Origin of the sequence: Promicromonospora sp. NPDC060271 (assembly GCF_042726755.1) — a bacterium.
Lineage (GTDB): Bacteria > Actinomycetota > Actinomycetes > Actinomycetales > Cellulomonadaceae > Promicromonospora.
This window is the reverse complement of record NZ_JBHXBG010000001.1, coordinates 1-18,965: the sequence shown is the minus strand read 5'-3', so window position 1 is coordinate 18,965 and position 18,965 is coordinate 1. Positions and strand designations below refer to the sequence as shown.

Genomic DNA, 18,965 nt, shown 5'->3' with positions numbered 1-18,965 from the left:
ACCCGCCCTCGCTCAGTCGCTGAGCCGTCGGTACCGCTGCAGGCGGGCGAAACCCCGCGCGTCCTGCCGGGCCGACGGCGCCAGCGCGAGCTCCAGCCGTTCGCGGACGCGGACGACGTCGAGGTGCATGCCGATCGCGACGAGCTCGCCCGTGCCGGCCGTTGCGGCACCCGCCGCGCCGCTGAACCGGCGGCTGGTCACGTGCACCGAACGGCCCACGACGTTGACGACGTACCCGCGCAGGCTGCGCCCCGTGTCGACGACCACCCGGCCCTTGATCCGGTACGCGCCAGGCGGCGGGTCCTCCAGCAGGTCGACCAGCCGCCCGGGGCTGACCGGCCCGGACGCGGTGACCGTCACGGCGTCCGCGTGCTGGTGGTCGTGCTCGCGGCCGTCGCGCAGGAGCGCCGCGAGCGGAAGCTGGTCGGGCGGGTCCTCGGTGGACGCGGCGTCGTAGACCAGGGCGGGGTCGACGCGCCCGTGCGAGGTGCGCACCACCTGGGCTGCCGGGTTGCGCTCGTGCACGCGAGCCTCGATGCGCGCGAGCGTCGCCTCGCCCTCCCCGGGCGGCAGCCGGTCGGTCTTGTTCACGACCACGAGCGACGTCACCGCGTACCGCGCGGGCGCCTCGCCGCCGCGGTCGACGGTGCCGAAGTGCTCGGCGGCGTCGACCACGTCGACCACTCCCCCTGGCCGCACCCGCTCGACACCGCTGAACCGGATCATCCGGGACAGCGTCACAGGGTCCGCGATGCCGCTGGCCTCCACGATGACGACGTCCAGCCCGAGCCGCGGGTGGGTCAGCTTCTCGAGCGCGTCGTCGAGCCCGCCGGCATCGTCCAGGCAGCACAGGCAGCCCCCCGCGATCGACTCCGGCTCGTCGATCTGGCCCGTGACCAGGCCCGCGTCCACGTTGACGGCGCCGAAGTCGTTGACCACCACACCGACCCGCGCGCCCGGCTGCCGCAGCAGGTGGTTGAGCAGCGTCGTCTTGCCCGCCCCGAGGTGCCCCGTCAGCGTCACCACGGGTACGCGCTCGGTCGCAGGCCTGCTCACCGCTAGATGATAACCGTTCTCATGACGTGGCCACGGCCCAGCGGAACGTGTTCAGGAGCCGGTAGCCGCCGTCCGGCCGGCGGAACGGAGCGGCGGCGTCGACCACGACGGGCGCGAGGTCCGCGATCGTCGCCTCGTCCTCGCCGAAGAGGATCCCGCGCACCAGGTCCGTCGCGTCGCGGGCGGTCCACGCGACGGAGACGACACCGTCGTCGAGCACGTCCCAGCCGGCGGCCCGCAGCACGTCGGCGAGCCCGCCCGCGACCCGCAGCGGGCCGTCCTCGGGCGGCTCCTCGCCGTCGGCGGCGGCGAGCGCCGCGTTGACGGCGTCCAGGTCGTTGCGCGCGCGCTCGGCCCACCCCGCCAGGCCGACGACGCCGCCGGGCACCAGCACCCGGGCGGCCTCGGCCAGCGCGGCGTCCTGGTCCTCGGCGAACTGGAAGGCGTTCACGGCGAGCACCGCGTCGAAGGTGTCGTCGTCGAACGGGAGGCGTTCGAAGTCGCCGAGCCGGACGTCGACGCCGACCGCCCGCGCCCGGGCGAGCTCGGCCATCCGCGGCGCCGGGTCGACGCCGCTGGGCACCGCGCCCTGCTCCTGGAGGTGTTCGAGGAGCTCGCCGCTGCCGCAGCCGACGTCGAGCACTCGCGTGCCGCGCCCGATCCCGGCGGTGCGCAGCAGCGGCTCCCACGCGGGCCGGGCGAAGGTGCCCCAGTACCGGCCCCAGTCGTCGGCGACGGCGGACCAGGGGTCGTCCGGGCTGGGCGGCGGCATGGTCGGAGATTATCCGAGAGCGGCGGGCCCAGCCGCCCGGACGAGTTCGGGGCCCGAGCCACGGGCTACCGCGGCGGGCGCCGGGCGGCGAGACTTGCCGCATGCACGACACGTTCGCCGGACCCGGGCTCGACGCCGGGCTGTGGGTGCCCCACTACCTGCCGCACTGGACGACGCCGGAGCGGTCGGCCGCCAGGTACGACTTCGTACCGGGCGGCCTCCGGCTCCGGATCGACCACGACCAGCCGGCCTGGCGGCCCGAGGACGGCGAGATGCGGGTCTCCAACCTGCAGACCGGCGCGTGGGCCGGCCCCGTCGGCGGCACACGAGGCCAGCACCGGCACCGGCCGGACGGCCTGGTCGTGCGTACCGCCACGCCGACGCGGCGGCTGTGGACGCCGTCGTCCGGCGAGGTCGAGGTGGTCGTGAGCGCCTCGCCGGACCCCACGTGCATGGTGGGCGTCTGGCTCGTCGGGCTCGAGGAGGGCTCGCCCGAGGACTCCGGGGAGATCTGCCTCGCCGAGCTGTTCGGCGACCAGGTCGGCCCGGACGGCTCGACGGTGCGGCTCGGGATCAAGGCGCACCACGACCCGCGCCTGCGGACGGACCTGGCCGACGTCCGCCTCCCGCTGGACGCCACCACCCCGCACTCCTACGGGGCGCACTGGGACGCCACCGGCGTGCGGCTGCACGTCGACGGCGTGCCCGTCTGGACGTCGGACCAGGTCCTCGCCTATCCCCTGCAGCTCATGATCGACCTGTTCGAGTTCCCCGCCGGGCCGCGGGATCCCGGCCACTACCCGAGGACCGCCGTGGTCCGGTCGGTGACCGGCACCGACACCTCCTGAGGCCGTCGGCCGGCACCCTCCGGGACGGCGTCAGATGGTGCGCGGCGCCCTGGCCAGGTTGGCGCGCAGCTCCTCGGCGTTCTGGCGGGACACGTAGGCGGGCCGGTCGCGCTCGGCGCGCCACGACTCGCTGAGCGGGCCGGCGCTCACGGTGTCGAAGCCCGCCTCGTCGTAGAACCGGGTCACGAGCTCGACGGCCTCCGGGTAGTCGCTCGCCGTCACCAGGGCGCGGCGGTTCTCGGTCCCGGCCGGGGTGCCGTCCGTCGTGATGGCCGCGGCCATGATCTGGTTGAACGCCTTGACGACCTTCGAGGTGGGCAGGTGCTCCTGCAGCAGGCCGGAGACCGTCGCCTCGCCACGGTCGAGCGCCTCGACGTGGCCGTCGCGCTCCCAGTAGTAGTTGTTCGTGTCGAGCACGACCTTGCCCGCGAGAGGTTCGACCGGGATGTCGCGGTAGGACCTGAACGGCACGGACACGACGGCGACGTCGGCTGCCTCGGCGGCCTCCTGGACGGTGGCCGCCCGGGCCTTCGGCCCCAGCTCCTCGACCAGGTCCGCGAGGGTCTCGGGACCGCGCGAGTTGGCGATCACCACCTCGTTGCCCTGGGCGATGGCGACGCGCGCCACCTGGCTGCCGATGTTTCCAGCTCCGATGATGCCGAAAGTAGTCATACGGGCGGCAACCCGGTGGATTCGCGAGGCATTCCGTCCGCGGAAGTTCCGTACGTCACGAGCGTTCGTACCATGGCATCCATGGCGAACGGCGATGCGGGATCCAACGGGCGGTCGTACCGGAAGGGTCCCGAGCGGCGCGCGCAGATCCTGCTCAGCGCGATGGGACTGTTCGCCGAGCGCGGGGTCGGCGCCTCGCTGCGCACAATCGGCGAGGCCATCGGCGTCTCGCACGCCGCGCTGCGGTACTACTTCGCCAACCGCGACGAGCTGCTCGTGGAGGTCTACCGGGCGCACGAGTCCCAGGTCCACGAGGCACAGGCGCACGAACCGTCGGCGCCCGAGGAGATCTCGGCAGTCGCCATGATGGAGCGGAGCGCCGAGCGGAACCGCTCCATCCCCGGGCTGGTCGAGCTCTACGCGACACTGACCACCGACGCCCTGCAGGGCGAGCAGCACCCGGCGACGCGGGAGTTCGTCCAGACCCGCTTCCAGCGGGTCCGGACGGATCTCGCCGAGCGGGTCCGGGCCGGTCAGCGGTCGGGCGCGATCGCCGCCGACGTCGACCCGGACGACGCCGCCGCGCTCGTCGTCGCCGCGTCGGACGGCCTGCAGCTGCAATGGCTGCTGGCCCCCGACGACGTCGACGTCCGCCGGTCGCTGGCGCTCCTGGAACGGCTCCTGCCGGGCCCTGGTGACCTACACCGGTGACGCGACCGTCGGGTCCCAGCCCTCGGGCAGCGGCGCCACCGGGCCGACGGCGGAGTCGATCTCCACGGGCTTTCCGGCGTCCGCGGCGTCGCGGACCGCGAGCAGGATGTCCAGCACGTGCGCTGCCACCGCCCCCGAGGCACGTTCGGTGCCGCCGTCACGGATCGAGCGCACCAGGTCGACCACCCCGGCGCCGCGTCCGAACGCCGGACCGACGGCCGGGATCGCCGTCGGCTCGTCCGACCCGTAACGCCACAGGGACGAGTCCCCGTCGAACGTGTTCGGGTCGGGCAGGACGATGGTGCCCTCGGTGCCGTTGATCTCCACGAGCCCGTTCCGGGGCAGGGCGTGCTGGAACGAGAACGTCGACTGTGCCGAACGACCGGGCCCGAACTCGATCAGCGCCGCATGGTGGGTCGGCACCAGCACGTCGAACACCTCGCCGGCCCGGGGGCCGCTGCCGATGGTGCGGGTCGGGCGGGAGGTCGAGGCCACGGCCTGGACCCGCGTCGCGGACCCGAACACGTGCACGAGCGTGGTCACGTAGTACGGCCCCATGTCGAACAGCGGGCCCGCGCCGACCGCGAACAGGAAGTCGGGGCTCGGGTGCCAGGACTCGGGGCCTGGCACGTGGAACATGGTCGTCGCGGTCAGCGGCTCCCCGATGTCACCGCGCGCGATCGCCCGCAGCGCCGTCTGGATGCCCGCGCCGAGCACGGTGTCGGGGGCGCACGCGACGCGCAGGCCGCGCGACTCGGCGTCCGCCAGCAGGGCGGCCGCCGCGTCGCGGTCGAGGGCCAGCGGCTTCTCGCTCCACACGTGCTTGCCCGCGGCCAGGATGCGGTGCCCGACGTCGGCGTGCACCGCCGGGACGGTGAGGTTCACGACCACGTCGATGTCCTCGCGGGCCAGGAGCCCGTCCACGGTTCCCGAGGCCGGCACCCCGTATGCCTCGGCCTGCGCGGCGGCGCGCGCCTGGTCGAGGTCGGCGACGAACCGGACCTCGACGTCGGGGAACCGGGTCAGGTTCTCCAGGTACGCGGTCGAGATGTTGCCTGCGCCGATGATGCCGACGCCGGCCGCTCCAGCCCCGGTCACCGGTCGTTCTCCGCGAGCCAGGCGAACGACAGCGCGATGCCCGCGAACACGTCGCCCGCGTACGCGTCGAACTCGATCACGCGGGTCGCCCGGGGCGCGGCGGCCAGGATCGCCGGCACGTCCAGCGCGCCGAAGCCCGCGGGCTGCTGCGCCTGGACATCGCCGTCGAGCGTGCCGTCCTTGACGTGGATGAGGCGCACGCGGTCGCTGAACGCGTCCAGCAGCGCCGGGGTGTCGGCCCCGCCGACGCTCGCCCAGTAGGTGTCTATCTCGAGGACCACCGCCGGGTCCAGGTGCTCGACGAACAGCTCGAGGGCGTGCCTGCCCTCGATGCGGGTGCTCAGCTCCCAGGCGTGGTTGTGGTACCCGAACTCGAGGCCGCGTTCGGCGGCCAGCACCGCGAGCCCGTTGACCCGCTCGGCGAGCTCGGCCACCTGCTGGGCCGTCTGCCAGTGCTCCGCGGGGACGAACGGGTCGATCACCGTCGCGATGCCCAGCGTGGCAGCCGCGTCGAAGATCGCCTCGGGGGTGTCCGAGCCGAGCACCGGCGCGTGCCCCGAGGGCGCGGTGATCCCCGCCGCCGCGAAGGCGCGGCCGTACTCCGCGGTGCGCTCGTGGAAGGCATAGGGCTCGACGTGCTCGAGCCCGATCTCGGCGAGGCGCGCCACGGCGCCGTCAAGGTCCTCGGCGACCGCGTCTCGGACCGTGTAGAGCTGTACTGAGGTGGTCGGCTTCGTCGTCGGCATGGAACTCCTTCGTTCGGCATGGTCAGCACGACGATCGTACCCAGAAATTCTTACAGTGGAAGATTTTTCTCGGAAGTCCCGACGGCTCTCGCCTCCAGCCACCAGCCCAGCCGGCCCGTCCCGTCCAGGTGCGCGAGCTGGTGCGGCGCCGCCCGGTCCAGGTTCGACTCCGCGCCGAGCAGCGGCTCGACGCCGATCGACCGGTACGGCGCGCCCTTGGGCCAGCCGCCGAGGTTGCGCCACACCACGAACGACACCGGCGCCGAGAAGCCCGGATCCACGCCCCAGGTGAGCGAGAGCCGGTCGGCGCCGTCCACGATGTCCACCCGGTCGGTCGCGACGACCGCGCAGCGGGCGGTCCCGTCGTCGGGACCCAGGACGTCGAAGGACACCCCGTCGCCGTCGGGCCAGGTGCTCGGCACCGTCGCGCCCCGCTCCGGCCACTCGACCACCAGCACGTCCGGTCGCCCGGCCACCTCCAGGCGCGCGCCGGGACCGACGTCGAGCAGCAGGTGCACCGCGTGCAGGACGGCGGCGCCGGGCGGGCCGTCGATCGCGTACCGCGCGCGCACGACGCCGTCGTCGTTCGCGCTCAGCCGACGGCGCAGGGTCAGGCCGCCGGCCGAGACCGGCGCGACACCGACGCCCGGCTCGCCGTCGGCGGCGGCCCAGGGCCGCGACCACACCTCGCCGTGGTCGCTCGGGCCGTTGAGCGTGGGTAAGCACTCTTCGCCGCCGCCCGCGTCGACGAACGCGTCGCCCGGGGCGACGGCGGCGCGCTCGGCGTCGGGGACCCGCGGGTTGCGCCAGAGCCATTCGCGCTCGGGCGTGGCGAGCGACGTCCAGCGTCCGCCGAGCGCCAGGTCGGTCCGTACGGTCAGGGGGCGTCCGGCGCCGGCCGGTCCCGCCACGGTCACACGCGGTCCAGGATCATGACCGCACAGTCCTCCCACGTCCAGCCGATCGCAATTCCGTCCGTAATCAGCTCCCTGCCCGTGAATGTGCTGGTCCCGACGTCGTCGCCGCGCAGCCGGTACCGCGCGTCCGGGTCCAGGTCACGCAGGCGGACGGTGAGGTCGGCAGCACCGGTCCGTCGCCACGCCAGCACGACGACGGCGTCCGCCCCCGTGTACTGCACCGCGCATGCCGCGTCCGACGGCGTCCCGTGCCGCCGCACCCGCCCGGTGTGCACCACGGTCCGGATCGACCGGTACAGGTCCACCAGGGACGAAGCGCGTTCGCGCGTCGCCGCGTCCCACGCCAGGAGGTCGGCGCCGATGCCGAGCACCCCGGCCATCGCGACGACGAACCGGAACTCCAGGCTCGTCGGCGCGCCCTCCCGGTCGCGATCCAGCAGGTCCGGCAGGTCGGTGACCCACGAGCTCATGGTCCAGGCGGGCAGCGCGCCGAGGAACCCGTGCTGGATCGCCAGCCGGTCGCGCGGCCCGGTCTCGTCGCTGGGCCAGACGACGTCGGTCCGCGCGAGCACCGCGAGATCGATCCGCCCGCCGCCGCCCGCGCAGGCCTCGACGGTCACCCGCGGGAACTCGGCGCGCAGGGCGTCGAGGATCCGGTAGTACGCCCGGGTGTGCCGCCAGGACCAGTCGTCGCCGCCGAGCACGCTCTGCCCGCCGTCGGCGATCGAGCGGTTCATGTCCCACTTGAGATAGGTGACGTCGCCGTCGCCCAGCAGGCGGCGCAGCGTACCCAGCACCCACTCCTCGACCTCGGGCCGGCCCAGGTTCAGCACGTACTGGTTGCGCAGGGTCTCCAGCGGACGGCCGGCCACCTGGTGCGCCCACTCGGGGTGCGCGCGGTACAGGTCGCTGTCGGGGCTCACGGCCTCCGGCTCCACCCAGAGACCGAACCGCATGCCGAGCGCGCGGACGCCGTCGGCGAGCGGGCCGAGGCCGTCCGGGTTGCGGTGGAGGTCCACCTCCCAGTCGCCGAGCGCCGCGCGGTCGCTCGTGCGCCCGCGGAACCAGCCGTCGTCGACCACGAACACCTCCGCGCCGACCTGCGCGGCGGCTGCCGCGAGCTGGAGCTGGTGCTCCACCCGCACGTCGAAGGTGGTGGCGAACCACGAGTTGTAGACCACCGGCCGGTGCTCGGGGCCGCGCGTGCGGGCCAGCATCGCCTGGTACTCGTGCCAGGCGTGCGCCAGGTCGTCCGCGTCGCCCTCGACGCGCACCCCGGCGAGCACCGGGGTGGTCAGCCGCTCGCCCGGCGCGAGGGTGAGGATGCCCGACTCGTCGTCCGGCCCGGCGGCGACCCGGACGTGGTCGGCGAAGGGCACGGCGTCCAGCGTCATGCGCCACGAGCCGCTGTATCCGAGCGCGACGCCGTACCGGACACCCACGTCCGCTCCGCCGGAACGGACCACCCCGTCCGTTCCGGCGGGGACGACCGTCACCACCGGCGCATACGTGTGCGACGTGATGCCCTGCCGGCTGCCGACGCTCAGCGTCCCCGCGCCGAGCGTCACGTCGAAGGGCGTGAACTCACGCGACCAGGCGCCGCCGAGCAGCCCGACGGACGCCCCGCCCCGCGCCGGGATCGCGAACGCCCCGCCCCAGGCCCGGAGCAGCTCGATCGGCTGCTCCGAGGCGTTGTACAGCTCCGCCCACTTCTCCACGACGTCGTGGCCGGGATGGGTCCGCAGGTGCAGGCGCACGCCGATGCCGAGCACGTCGTCGGCCAGCGGGCACACGAGGTGCGTCGCGCCGTCGTCGTCCTGCGCGAGCACCACCTCACCCGAGAGAACGAGGCGTGCGCCCCGCAGGCCGTCCGCCCCCCGCACCACGAGCTCGGCGCCGTGCACGTTGCGCGTGCCGAGCGCGGTCGCCTCCAGCGGGAGCAGGTCAAGGTCCGCCTCGAAGGACGACGTCGCCGCCACCGGCACGGCCGCCGCACCGCCGTCCGGCCCCCAGCCGACCGCGACCAGCCCGGCCCCGCGCGGAGCCAGGCCCACCATGTACCGGCCCGACCGGGTCGGGAGCATCCAGGTCACTTGCTGGCCCCCACGAGAAGTCCGGACACGAACTGCTTCTGGAACATGAAGAACACGATCGCCGTCGGGACGGCCGCCAGCAACGATCCTGCCGCCACCACGTTCCACGCGCTCGCGTAGCCGCCCTGCAGGTTGAGCAGGGCCGGCGGGAGCGGGAACTTCGACTCGGTGCGCAGCACGGTCATCGCCCAGATCAGGTCGTTGAAGATCCAGGTCGTCGCCAGGGCCGCGAGCGCAGCCAGCGCCGGCCGGGACAGCGGCAGCACGATGCGCCAGAAGATGCCGCCGGGTCCGGCGCCGTCGAGCCGGGCGGCCTCGAAGACCTCGGTGGGCAGGCTGCGCATGAAGCCGTGCAGCACGAACGTGTAGAAGCCGATGCCGAACCCGACCTGCACGACGACGAGCGCGGTGCGGGTGTCGGCGATGCCGATGGCCTCGGTGATGGCCGCGACCGGGACGAGCAGGATCTGCGGGGGCAGGAGGTTCCCGGCGAGCATGGTGAGCAGGATGGTGCGGCGGCCGGGGATGTCGAACCTGCTGAGCGCGTAGGCGGCGACGGACGACAGCGCCAGGGAGAGGAACACGGCCCACGCGGTGACGACGACGCTGTTGCCGAGCGCCTGGAGCACACCGCCGTCGGTGAGCGCGGTGGCGAAGCCCTCGGTGCTGAACGACGCGGGCAGGGCGCCGAGGCCGCGGCTCGCGATGTCGTCGAAGGACCGGACGGCGACGAACAGGACGAACACGATGGGGCTGAGCCACAGGAGCGTCACCGGGATCATCGCGACGTGCAGCCACGGGGAGCGGGCACTTCGTGCGGTCATGTCAGTCCTCCGTCCGGGCCTGGCGGGCGAGGTAGGTGATGATGAAGCCGATCGCCAGGGCGAAGATGACCACGGCGATGGCCGAGGCGTAGCCGAGGTTCCCCGTGGTGAACGCCTGCTGGAACATGTAGGTGCTCAGGAGCTGGGTCTCGTTGTAGGGGCCGCCGCGCGTCATGGCCCAGACGATGTCGAAGGTGCGCAGCGAGTCGATGACGGTCACGGCGAAGACGACGGTGTTCACGCCGCGCAGCTGCGGCATGACGATGCGCCAGAACCGCTGCCAGGCGTTCGCGCCGTCGACGGCGGCGGCCTCCTCGAGCGTCGGGTCGGTGCCCTTGAGACCGGCCAGGTACAGGACCATGATGTAGCCGACCTGGCGCCAGACGGCCGCGATGAGCACCGCCCACAGGGCGACGGCGGGGTCGGCGAGCCACTGGCGTTCCAGGTGCTCCAGCCCGAGCAGGCCGAGCGTGCCGTTGATCGGCCCTTCCGGCGCGTACATGACGCGCCAGAACAGGCCGCTGACGGCGAGCGAGACGACCATGGGCAGGTAGATGGCGCTGCGGTACAGGCCGACCAGGGGCCCTGGCTTGTTCAGGGTGACGGCCAGGACGAGCCCGCCCACCACCGACAGGCCGCCGAAGCCGACGACCCAGATCACGTTGTTCCTGAGGGCGGTCAGGAAGATCGGGTCGTCCGCCAGGTCGCGGAAGTTCTGCAGGCCGACGGGTTCGGCCAGGCCGATGCCGTCCCACCGGGTCAGGGCGAGCGAGAACGAGTTCGCGGCGGGCCAGAAGACCCAGAACAGCTCGAGCGCGAACGGGACCAGCAGGAACGCCCAGACCAGCAGGGGGACGCGCGCGAGCCGCCTCACGACGCCCAGACCCCCTCGGCCGCCGTCTGCCACTCGTCCAGGATGCTCTTCATCGAGTCGGGCTCGGCGAGGAACTTGGTCAGGGCGGTGTCTGCGGTGGCCTGGAGGGCGTCCGAGGAGTCGCGGTTGAAGAACTGCGTGATCTCCTCGGTACTGCTCAGCAGCTCGATGCCCTTCTGCACGAGCGGGCTGAAGGCGGACGTGTCGACGTCGGGCGACGTCGGCAGGTTGGCGGAGCCGGACTGCTCGATGAACTGCTGCTGCGACTCCGCCGAGGCGAGGTAGCTCAGCAGGTCGAGCGCGCCCTGGTGGTTGTCGCTCTTGGCGGCCGCGAAGAACCCGTCCGTCGGCGCCTCCTCCGCCGTCGGCACCGAGTCGTTGATGACCGGGACCGAGAAGAAGTCGAGGTCGTCGCGCTGGTCCTCGGGGAAGTACGTGGTGACGAACGCCCCGACGAGGTACATCGCCGACTTGTCCTGGGCCATCGGCGTCGCGGCCTCCTGCGCCGAGTAGGACACCATGTTCTCGTCGAAGTACGGGATGATCCGCTTGTACTCCTCCATGACGGCGACGACCTCGGGGTCGTTGAACGCGTGCTCGCCGGCCAGCAGCTCCCGGTGGTACTGCGCCCCGTTGACCCGCAGGTCCAGGTAGTCGAACCAGCCCGACGCCATCCACGGCGTGGACGCCAGCCCGTTCGTCAGCGGGTTGATCCCCTGGCCCCGGAGGTTCTCGCACAGGGCGTGGAACTCGTCCCACGACGTCGGCGGCTCGACGCCCCACTTCTCGAACGACGACTTCTTGTAGAACACGCTCCACCAGTAGTAGTTGGTCGGCACGAAGATCTGCTTGCCGTCGGCACCCGACGAGAGGCCGCGCAACGCGTCGGAGTACCCGGCGCAGGCGCCGTCGCCCTCCCACAGCGGCGACACGTCGAGCAGCAGCCCCTCCTCGGCGTAGGACCGGGCCACGGAACCGGCGTACCAGCTCAGCACCTCGGGCGCGTCCCCGGAGCGCAGGTAGTTGGTGAGCTGCGCCCGGAACTGCTCGGTCGCCACCGAGTTCATGGTGACGTCGCCGCCCGGGTAGGCCTTGACCAGCGCCTCCAGCGCGGCCTTCGGGTCGGCGTCCTGGATCGAGTTCTGCAGGGTCACGGCGCCGGTGCTCGCACCGCCACCACCACCGCCGCCCGACGTCGTACCGACGCACGCGGCGAGCAGGCTCGCGGCGCCCAGCGTCATGCCGCCCGCGAGGAGCTGGCGGCGGGTCAGTTCGAACATCCTGGTTCGCTCGGACATCTTGGTTCCTCCTCCGTGCGCCGTCGTTGGCGCACTGGTTCAGTGCACGGACACGGGTCGGTCCGCATCCGTGGTCGGCCCGGCCGGTGCGGGGCCGTGCAGCAGCTCCGCGCCCCGGCGGTCCACGCCGTGCCGCAGGTCGGCCGCGTGCCGGGACGCGGCCAGCTCCGGCCGCAGCAGCAAGGCCTCGCCCGCCGCCCTGTCGTCGGCCAGGAGGGCGAGCTGCGCGTCCAGGAACAGCACGCGCCGGTCACGCACTCGCAGCGGGTCCTCCTCGAACAGCAGGAGGTCGGGCAGTGAGGTGGCGAAGTAGTCCACGCGGGGCACCTCGACGGCGTACCGGTCGCGGTAGGCGCGCAGCGCCGCCGCCAGCTCGTCCGCAGCGTCGTGCCGGCCGGTACGGCGCAGGGCGAGCACCGTCCAGAACGTCTGCTCGCCGTGCTCCTGCGTGCTCATGTCGACGAAGTCCCCGCGCTGCGCGGCGGCCGTGCGCCAGGCGTCTTCGGCGTCTGGATCGCCGGCGGCCGCCAGTGCGTCCCCGAGCAGCAGGTGCAGGTATGCGGTGCTGGCCAGCGGATGGCGTGCCTCGCCGAGGTTGCGCGGCGGCGCGAGAGCCGCCCGCACGTGCTGGACGGCGTCCGCGGGCCGGCCGTCGGCGAGCGCGTCCAGCGCGAGCCGGGTGTGCGCGCGGTCCCAGGCCAGCAGCGCCTGGCCCTCGCCACCCTCCCAGGGGTGGAGCCGACGGCGGCCGAGGATCGTCACGGCCTGGTCCGCCCGCCCTTCGGTGATCATCAGGTGCAGCGTCTCGACCGCGAGGTCGTCGCGGTCGAGGGCGGCGGGGCCACCGTCCTCGCCGTCGGATGACCATGCACCTGCTGCCAGGTTCGATGCCTGACTGGCAGCAGATGCATGGTCGTCTGACGCCATCAGCCCGGAAAGGCGGTCCGCGGGGCTCGCGCCCAGCAGTGCGGCGAGCTGGTCGCTCTCGTACAGCAGCCTGGCGTCCCCCGGCGCGGCGGCACACGCCCGGGCGTACGCCTCGCGGGCGGCGGTCAGGTCCCGCTCGTGGTTGACGGCGCCCAGGCCGATGTTCCGCCAGGCGACGGCGTCGGCCGGGTCGAGCGCCACGGCCTGACGCCAGAGCGCCAGGGCGTCCGCGCGGCGTCCGGCGGCGTAGGTCCAGTGCCCCAGCAGCGACCGGGCGACGGCGTCGCCGGGTTCGGCGTCGGCCGCCTCCTTGAGCACCGCCGCGTCGGCGAGCCGGCCGGGAAAGCACCAGGTCACGTCGAGGGTGCGGGCCCGAACCCGTTCCGCCGCGGCGTCGGCGGCGCGGCCCGCGAGCCGCAGCACGTGCGCGCGGTGGTAGGCCAGCAGCGGCCGGACGGCGGTCTGACCCGCCGGCCGGTGCTCCTCGCGGCGTTCGGCGTCGGCAAGACAGGCCAGCGCGGCGTCGTGCTCCCCTACCCCGGCGAGCTCGATCGCGACGTCCAGAAGGGTCTGGGAGTCGTCGCTCGCGGGCAGAGCGTCCAGGTGCCGCAGCCAGGCGTCGAGCGGGTCGAGCGCACGGGCCGCGGCCAGCGCGGAAGCCGCGGCCTCGGGCTGCCCCGCCCGGCGGTGGCACACCACCGCGAGTGCGAGCGCCTGCAGGTGGTCCGGCTCGGTGCGGCGCACGTCGGCGAGCCGGGCAAGGGCTTGCTCGTGGCGGCCCGCACGCGCGTCGAGGCGGGCCATCCGGTAGCCGGCGGATGCCCGCCAGGCCCGCGCCCAGGCAGCCTGTGCGTAGGCCTCGTAGGCGCCGGGGCCGTCGCCGAGCGCCTCGCGCACCAGGCCAAGCAGGTAGACGGCGGTGGTGTCGCGGGGGCTGCGGTGCAGCCTGGTCAGGCGCCCGACGGCACGTTCGAGGTGCTCGGCGGCCTCCGCGAGGCGACCCGCGACGTAGGCGCGCCGCGCGAGGCCGACCAGGCTGTCCGTGTGCCCGGGGTCCCGGCGCAGCGCCTCGTGCCAGTACGGCTCGGGGGCGCGGGTGGCGTGCCGGTAGAGCTCGAGGTGCGCCGCGATCAGCGCCAGCTCCTCGACGCTGCCGACCTGTTCGGGGGCGGGTGGCTCCTCGGCGGGAGCGGGTTCGACCACCGGCGAACTCTTTCGAGGCCTGGGTTCCTCCGCTTTGAAACGGTTCAGAGCGGAGTTTCCTTGACCTCGAAGTGGGTCTGGCGACGGCTCCTCCCACGTGACCAGCACCCGGCCCTCGTGGGCCACCGTCACCGTGAGCGGTCCCGTCCCCGCGGGCAGGTCGTGCGCGAGCTGCGCGGGGTGCGCCGGGTCGGCGTCCACGGCGTCGGTCGCCAGGACGCGGTCGCCGTCCGACAGCGTCACCTCGACCCCCGTCAGCGGACGCGGCACGACGACGCCGGTCCGCGCCGTCGTGCCCGAACGTGTCGCCAGCCGCTCCAGGCGCACCGCGGCGTCGACGGTGGCGCGGTCCACCGGCCCGACCTCGCGGAACGGGTACCAGAACTGGGAGAACACCTTGGTCTCGCCAGGGGCGAGGTGCGCGAAGTCGGGCTGGTTGTCCGTGAACACGCCGGCCATCAGCTCGACGTAGTGGGAGCCGTCGTCGGCCAGGTTCTCGTCCCATGCGTGCCCGAATGGGGCGTTGCCCCAGGTCCACTGCTTCTTCCCGGGCGAGAGCGCGCGGTCCGCGACGTGCACGAAGCCGAGGCGGGCGGCGTGGTCGTACCCGCCGAAGAACTCGTCGGAGCTGGCCAGGCACATGTACGACGTCGGCACCGGGATGTTGCGGTACCAGTCGAGCTGGTCGCCGGTGAGCTCGGCGCCGTCGGCCACGGTGCGGACGTCCCCCGCCCGGGCGGGGTAGTCGACGCCGTAGTAGGGGCGGTCGGCGTGCGGGAACGCGGTGATCGCGCGCCGCGCGTGGTCGGCCACGTACGCGACGTCGTGCGGGAAGAACGACTGGTAGTCGTCGCCCACCTTGGCCGCGACGTTGGCCCACCACAGGAACGACTGCGGCAGCTCGCTGCGGTTGTACAGCCGCACCGTCAGCTCCAGCACCGCGCTGTCGGGGCGCAGCCGCACGCCGTGCATGCCCTTCATCCGCGTGAACGGGTCGTGGTCGGAGCACCAGACGACGACGGCGCCGTCGGGCTCCTCCTCGATCTCGACGTCCACCGGGAGGTAGGTCGCCGGGCGGTGGTGCTGCGGCCAGTTGAGCTCGACGCCGCCTGCCACCCACGGACCCGCCAGGCCGACCAGTGCGGGCTTGATCACGGGGTTCGCCCAGAAGAAGTCCTGCCCCGTGCGGCGCTCCCTGGCCACGTGGATACGCCCGCCGAGCTCCGGCAGCACCACGACGCGCAGCCACTCGTTTTCGAGGTGCACCGCCCGCCAGGCCCGCTGGTGGGGTTCGTCGGCGATCTGATGGTGGAACGGGAGCGGGTACACCCGCCCCGACGACCCCTGGTAGACCCGCCGGTCCAGGTACGCGGGAAACCTGTCGGGCGGCAGGGGCTCGTAGGTGGTCAGGGTGAGCGGCGCCTCCCAGGCTGCCGCGGCCCGGCCGGCCAGGTCGTCGGGCCGGTCGGGAAGGTCGGGCAGGTCACGCGCTGACTCCACATCGAGCATGTGACCGACGGTACGAACCCCCTGCCGACGCCGGAAGCGACGTATCGACTCAACTGCCTGGACGATCCGACGATCCGCGCCGAGGTCTCCGTACTGACGGGGCCGGGCCGGTGGGGCTACGCTCCAGGAGTGCGAATCCGCGACGGCTTCCCCGGACAGCGCCTACGGGTGCTGCCGACCACCGTTGTCCGCGCGGCCACGAAGGCCGGCCCCACGTCGCGGCTGCTGGTCACGGACGCGGGCTACTTTCCGCATGCGGCCAACCACGGCCGGGTGCGCAAGCACGGCGCGATCGGAACCATAGTCATCGTCTCCTCCGCCGGGCGCGGCTGGTGCCGCACACCCGGTGGCCTGCACCGGATCTCGGCCACGGAGGCCCTGGTCATCCCGGCAGGGGTGCCGCACGAGTACTGGGCCGACGACGACGATCCATGGACGATCTGGTGGATGCACACCCGCGGCCCCGACGCGGACGAGTTCGAACGCGACCTCGCCGAACGCGCCGGCCCCGACGACGTCGCGGTGGTCGAGGTGCACGACCTGGTCCGCGTCGTCGCCGACCTGGAACGCGTCGTCCAGGCGCTCGAGACGGACGAGACCTACCCCAGCCTGCTGCGCTGCGCGGGCGCGGCCTGGTCGGTCCTCGCCCAGATCACGGCCGACGCCGCGGCGGGCAGCCCGCTCCGGGGCGAGCCCGTCCGCGCCGCGCAGGAATACCTGCGCACCCACCTGGACACCGCCGTCGACGTGGCCGCGCTCGCCCGCCGGTTCGGCCTGAGCACGTCGCACTTCTCGGCCCGGTTCCGGGCCGCGACGGGCGGCGGCGTGGTCGAGTACGCCAAGCGGCTGCGGATGGCGCGGGCGTGCGAGCTGCTGATCACCACGGAGCTGCCGGTCTCCGACATCGCGCGCTCCGTCGGCTACCCGGACCCGTTCTACTTCTCGCGCCAGTTCCGCAGCATCCATTCCTGCAGCCCGACCACCTTCCGCCGAGGCATCCACGACCGCTGACCCCGGCCCCGCCGGACCGGATGGTCGGCAATCTGTCAGGTGATCGGCATTCCGAGGTACCGATCGCCTGACATTCTGCCGATCATCCGGCGAGCCTCCACGTCGGATCGTCCAGGTAGGTGCGTTGGGTTCTGCATTCCGTCGTGGCGCGGCGAGCGCTTTGCTGGGCGGGTTCCGCCTTCGGCGCACCGCCGAACCGACGACGACGTCAGGAGACCTGGATGTTCACCGTACGTACCTGGGCGGCCAGAGCGAGTGCCGCCCTGCTCACCACAACCCTGGCCGCGACGGCCTGGGCGGCAGGCGCCTCGGCGGCCCCCGCGCCGGATGCGGCGCCCGCAGCCCCCGCCGTCGGCCGACCACCGGCGAGCCCGAGCCCGGACCAAAGCCCGAGCCCCACGCCCTACCAGGGCTGGAACACCTACTACGGCCTGGGCGGCGACTTCGGCGCCGACGAGGTGCTGGACGTGGCCGACTTCCTGGTCTCGTCCGGTCTGGCGGAGGCGGGCTACGACATCGTGTGGCTCGACGGCGGCTGGCAGGCCGACGTCCCGCGCGGCGACGACGGCCGCCTCCAGGGCGACCCGGCGCGGTTCCCGGACGGCATGGCGGCCCTGGCCGACGCCATCCATGACCGCGGTCTGCGCGCCGGCATCTACACCGACGCCGGACCGTACATCCCCGGGACGTGCGGCCTGGGCAGCGGCGGCCACTACCAGACCGACGCCGACACCTTCGCGCAGTGGGGGTACGACGCCGTCAAGGTCGACTTCCTGTGCGGCATCACCGCCGACCTCGACCCGGAGGAGGCCTTCACCGCCTTCGCCGAGGCGTTGCGGAACAACAGCTCCGGGCGCTCGATGATCTTCAACCTCTGCAACCCGGTCACCTCCCCGGACTGGGGCGACTACCCCGAGGAGCAGCAGTCCACCTGGTCCTGGACGTACGCGCCGGAGATCGCCGAGTCCTGGCGCACGTACACGGACGTCGGCTTCGTGGGGCAGATCCAGTTCAAGGACGTGCTGCGCAACTTCGACGCGAACGCGCGGCACCCGGAGGTCGCGGGCCCCGGGCACTTCAGCGACCCGGACTACCTGGGCCCGGAGCTGGGCATGACCACCGAGGAGTTCCGTACCCAGATGTCGCTGTGGAGCATCGCGGCCGCGCCGCTGGTCATCTCCAGCGACCCGCGCACACTGAGCCGGGAGTCGATGGACATCCTGCTCGACGAGGACGTGCTGGCGATCGACCAGGACCGGCTCGGCGTCCAGGGCACCCGGGTGGGCGCGGCCGGCACCACCGAGACGTGGGCCAAGCCGCTGGCGGACGGCTCGGTCGCCGTCGCGCTGCTGAACCGGGGTGACCGGCCCGCCGAGGTCTCCACCACCGCCCGCGACCTGGGCCTGCGGGGCCGCTCGTTCGCCGTCCTGGACACGTGGACGGACGGGCGCACGCAGTCCGCGGGCACGATCCGCGCCGCCGTCCCGGCGCACGGCGCCGCCCTGCTGCGGGTCACGCCCACCCGAGCCGACGGCGTCCCGCGCCTGGTCGCCGCCCCGCCGACCTTCACGGCGGTCGGGTCCGACGTCGTCGCGCCGACCACCGACCTGCTGGCCGCGGCCGGCGACCGGCTCACGGCAGAGGTGACGCTGCACAACGACGGCAGCACGGCCGTGCGCCGTCCGGCCGTCTCGCTCGCGGCGCCCGACGGCTGGACGGTCAGCCCTGCCGGCCCCGCACCGCACCTGGTGCGCCCCGGGGACTCGGCGACCGTCGCCTTCACCGTGGACGTGCCGCCGGGCACCGGCACGGGCGGCTACGACGTCGCGGCGACAGTCTCGTACGGCGGCGCTCCGGCCGGCACGACGCCGCCGTCGCGCGTCACCGTCGCGCCCGCCACGCCCAGCGGGAGCGGCGTCGTGCTGTCGCACCACCCGTGGGTGAGCGCGAGCAGCGGGTGGATGGAGCCGTCCGTGGACCAGAGCGTGGGCGGCGGCTCGCCGCTCACGGTGGGCGGAACGGTGCACCCGACGGGGATCGGGGTCGCCAGCCCGTCCCAGATCCGGTACTACCTGGGCGGGGCGTGCACCCGGCTCACGGGCGGCGTCGGGATCGACGACGCCGTGAACAACGTCGGCCCGGAGGGCGGCACGGCCACCTTCGAGGTGGTCGGCGACGGCGAGACCCTCTGGTCGAGCGGCACCGTGACACGGGGCACGGAGACTTCGTTCGACGTCGACGTCACCGGTATCCGCGACCTGACCCTCCGCGTAGGCGACGCGGGCGACGGCGGCTACAACGACCGCACGGACTGGCTGTCCGTGCGGAAGGTGGCGCACCCAGGCGTTCCGCGCGCCCGAGAGCAGCGGCCGGGTGGAGTCCGCCGGTGTGCCCAGCGCCAGCCCC

15 protein-coding genes are annotated in these 18,965 nt (G+C 73.5%); 4 read left to right on the top strand and 11 right to left on the bottom strand.

The features are described from left to right. Positions 1-12: 12 nt before the first annotated feature. The gene (locus tag ACFWE2_RS00075) at positions 13-1,056 is read right to left on the bottom strand and encodes a CobW family GTP-binding protein (RefSeq protein ID WP_377222156.1); all 1,044 of its coding nucleotides are present in this window, start codon (positions 1,054-1,056) and stop codon (positions 13-15) included. Between the two features lie 19 nt (positions 1,057-1,075). Further along, entirely contained in the window at positions 1,076-1,828 is a 753-nt protein-coding gene (locus tag ACFWE2_RS00070; protein WP_377222155.1) for a class I SAM-dependent methyltransferase, read from the bottom strand. Between the two features lie 101 nt (positions 1,829-1,929). On the opposite strand from ACFWE2_RS00070, the gene ACFWE2_RS00065 reads away from it, so the two are divergent. After that, positions 1,930-2,676, top strand: coding sequence for a glycoside hydrolase family 16 protein (locus tag ACFWE2_RS00065; protein WP_377222154.1), 747 nt, complete (start codon positions 1,930-1,932; stop codon positions 2,674-2,676). A gap of 30 nt (positions 2,677-2,706) precedes the next feature. On the opposite strand, the gene ACFWE2_RS00060 is transcribed toward ACFWE2_RS00065, so the two are convergent. Continuing rightward, positions 2,707-3,348 carry an NADPH-dependent F420 reductase gene (locus ACFWE2_RS00060; RefSeq protein ID WP_377222153.1) on the bottom strand — a complete coding sequence of 214 codons (642 nt, stop codon included), beginning with the start codon at positions 3,346-3,348 and terminating at the stop codon, positions 2,707-2,709. Positions 3,349-3,429: 81 nt separating this feature from the next. Here ACFWE2_RS00060 and ACFWE2_RS00055 point away from each other — a divergent pair, with 81 nt between their 5' ends. After that, on the top strand, positions 3,430-4,059 hold the full coding sequence (locus ACFWE2_RS00055; protein WP_377222152.1) for a TetR/AcrR family transcriptional regulator: 630 nt from the start codon (positions 3,430-3,432) through the stop codon (positions 4,057-4,059). On the opposite strand, the gene ACFWE2_RS00050 is transcribed toward ACFWE2_RS00055, so the two are convergent. From ACFWE2_RS00050 to ACFWE2_RS00015, 8 genes are read right to left on the bottom strand one after another with little or no spacing between them, the layout of a single operon-like run. Next, entirely contained in the window at positions 4,048-5,157 is a 1,110-nt protein-coding gene (locus ACFWE2_RS00050; RefSeq protein ID WP_377222151.1) for a Gfo/Idh/MocA family protein, read from the bottom strand. The two genes, ACFWE2_RS00055 and ACFWE2_RS00050, sit on opposite strands and share 12 nt — an antisense overlap. Further along, complete coding sequence (locus ACFWE2_RS00045; protein ID WP_377222150.1) at positions 5,154-5,903, bottom strand: sugar phosphate isomerase/epimerase family protein; 750 nt, start codon at positions 5,901-5,903, stop codon at positions 5,154-5,156. Before ACFWE2_RS00045 ends, ACFWE2_RS00050 begins: the two co-directional genes overlap by 4 nt. Positions 5,904-5,953: 50 nt before the next feature. After that, entirely contained in the window at positions 5,954-6,820 is an 867-nt protein-coding gene (locus tag ACFWE2_RS00040; RefSeq protein ID WP_377222149.1) for a hypothetical protein, read from the bottom strand. Continuing rightward, entirely contained in the window at positions 6,817-8,904 is a 2,088-nt protein-coding gene (locus ACFWE2_RS00035) for an alpha-galactosidase (RefSeq protein ID WP_377222217.1), read from the bottom strand. Before ACFWE2_RS00035 ends, ACFWE2_RS00040 begins: the two co-directional genes overlap by 4 nt. A gap of 5 nt (positions 8,905-8,909) precedes the next feature. Next, positions 8,910-9,737 carry a carbohydrate ABC transporter permease gene (locus tag ACFWE2_RS00030; protein WP_377222148.1) on the bottom strand — a complete coding sequence of 276 codons (828 nt, stop codon included), beginning with the start codon at positions 9,735-9,737 and terminating at the stop codon, positions 8,910-8,912. A 1-nt stretch (position 9,738) separates the two neighbouring features. Beyond that, complete coding sequence (locus ACFWE2_RS00025) at positions 9,739-10,611, bottom strand: carbohydrate ABC transporter permease (RefSeq protein ID WP_377222147.1); 873 nt, start codon at positions 10,609-10,611, stop codon at positions 9,739-9,741. Next, a complete protein-coding gene (locus ACFWE2_RS00020) occupies positions 10,608-11,909 on the bottom strand; it encodes an ABC transporter substrate-binding protein (RefSeq protein WP_377222146.1) in 1,302 nt (433 codons plus the stop codon). The genes ACFWE2_RS00025 and ACFWE2_RS00020 overlap by 4 nt, the downstream gene beginning before the upstream one ends. A 39-nt stretch (positions 11,910-11,948) precedes the next feature. Beyond that, the gene (locus tag ACFWE2_RS00015; protein WP_377222145.1) at positions 11,949-15,548 is read right to left on the bottom strand and encodes a DUF5107 domain-containing protein; all 3,600 of its coding nucleotides are present in this window, start codon (positions 15,546-15,548) and stop codon (positions 11,949-11,951) included. A 129-nt stretch (positions 15,549-15,677) separates the two neighbouring features. On the opposite strand from ACFWE2_RS00015, the gene ACFWE2_RS00010 reads away from it, so the two are divergent. Continuing rightward, on the top strand, positions 15,678-16,559 hold the full coding sequence (locus tag ACFWE2_RS00010) for a helix-turn-helix domain-containing protein (protein WP_377222144.1): 882 nt from the start codon (positions 15,678-15,680) through the stop codon (positions 16,557-16,559). 221 nt (positions 16,560-16,780) lie between these two features. Continuing rightward, a partial coding sequence (locus tag ACFWE2_RS00005) for an NPCBM/NEW2 domain-containing protein (RefSeq protein ID WP_377222143.1) occupies positions 16,781-18,965 on the top strand: 2,185 nt, incomplete at its 3' end.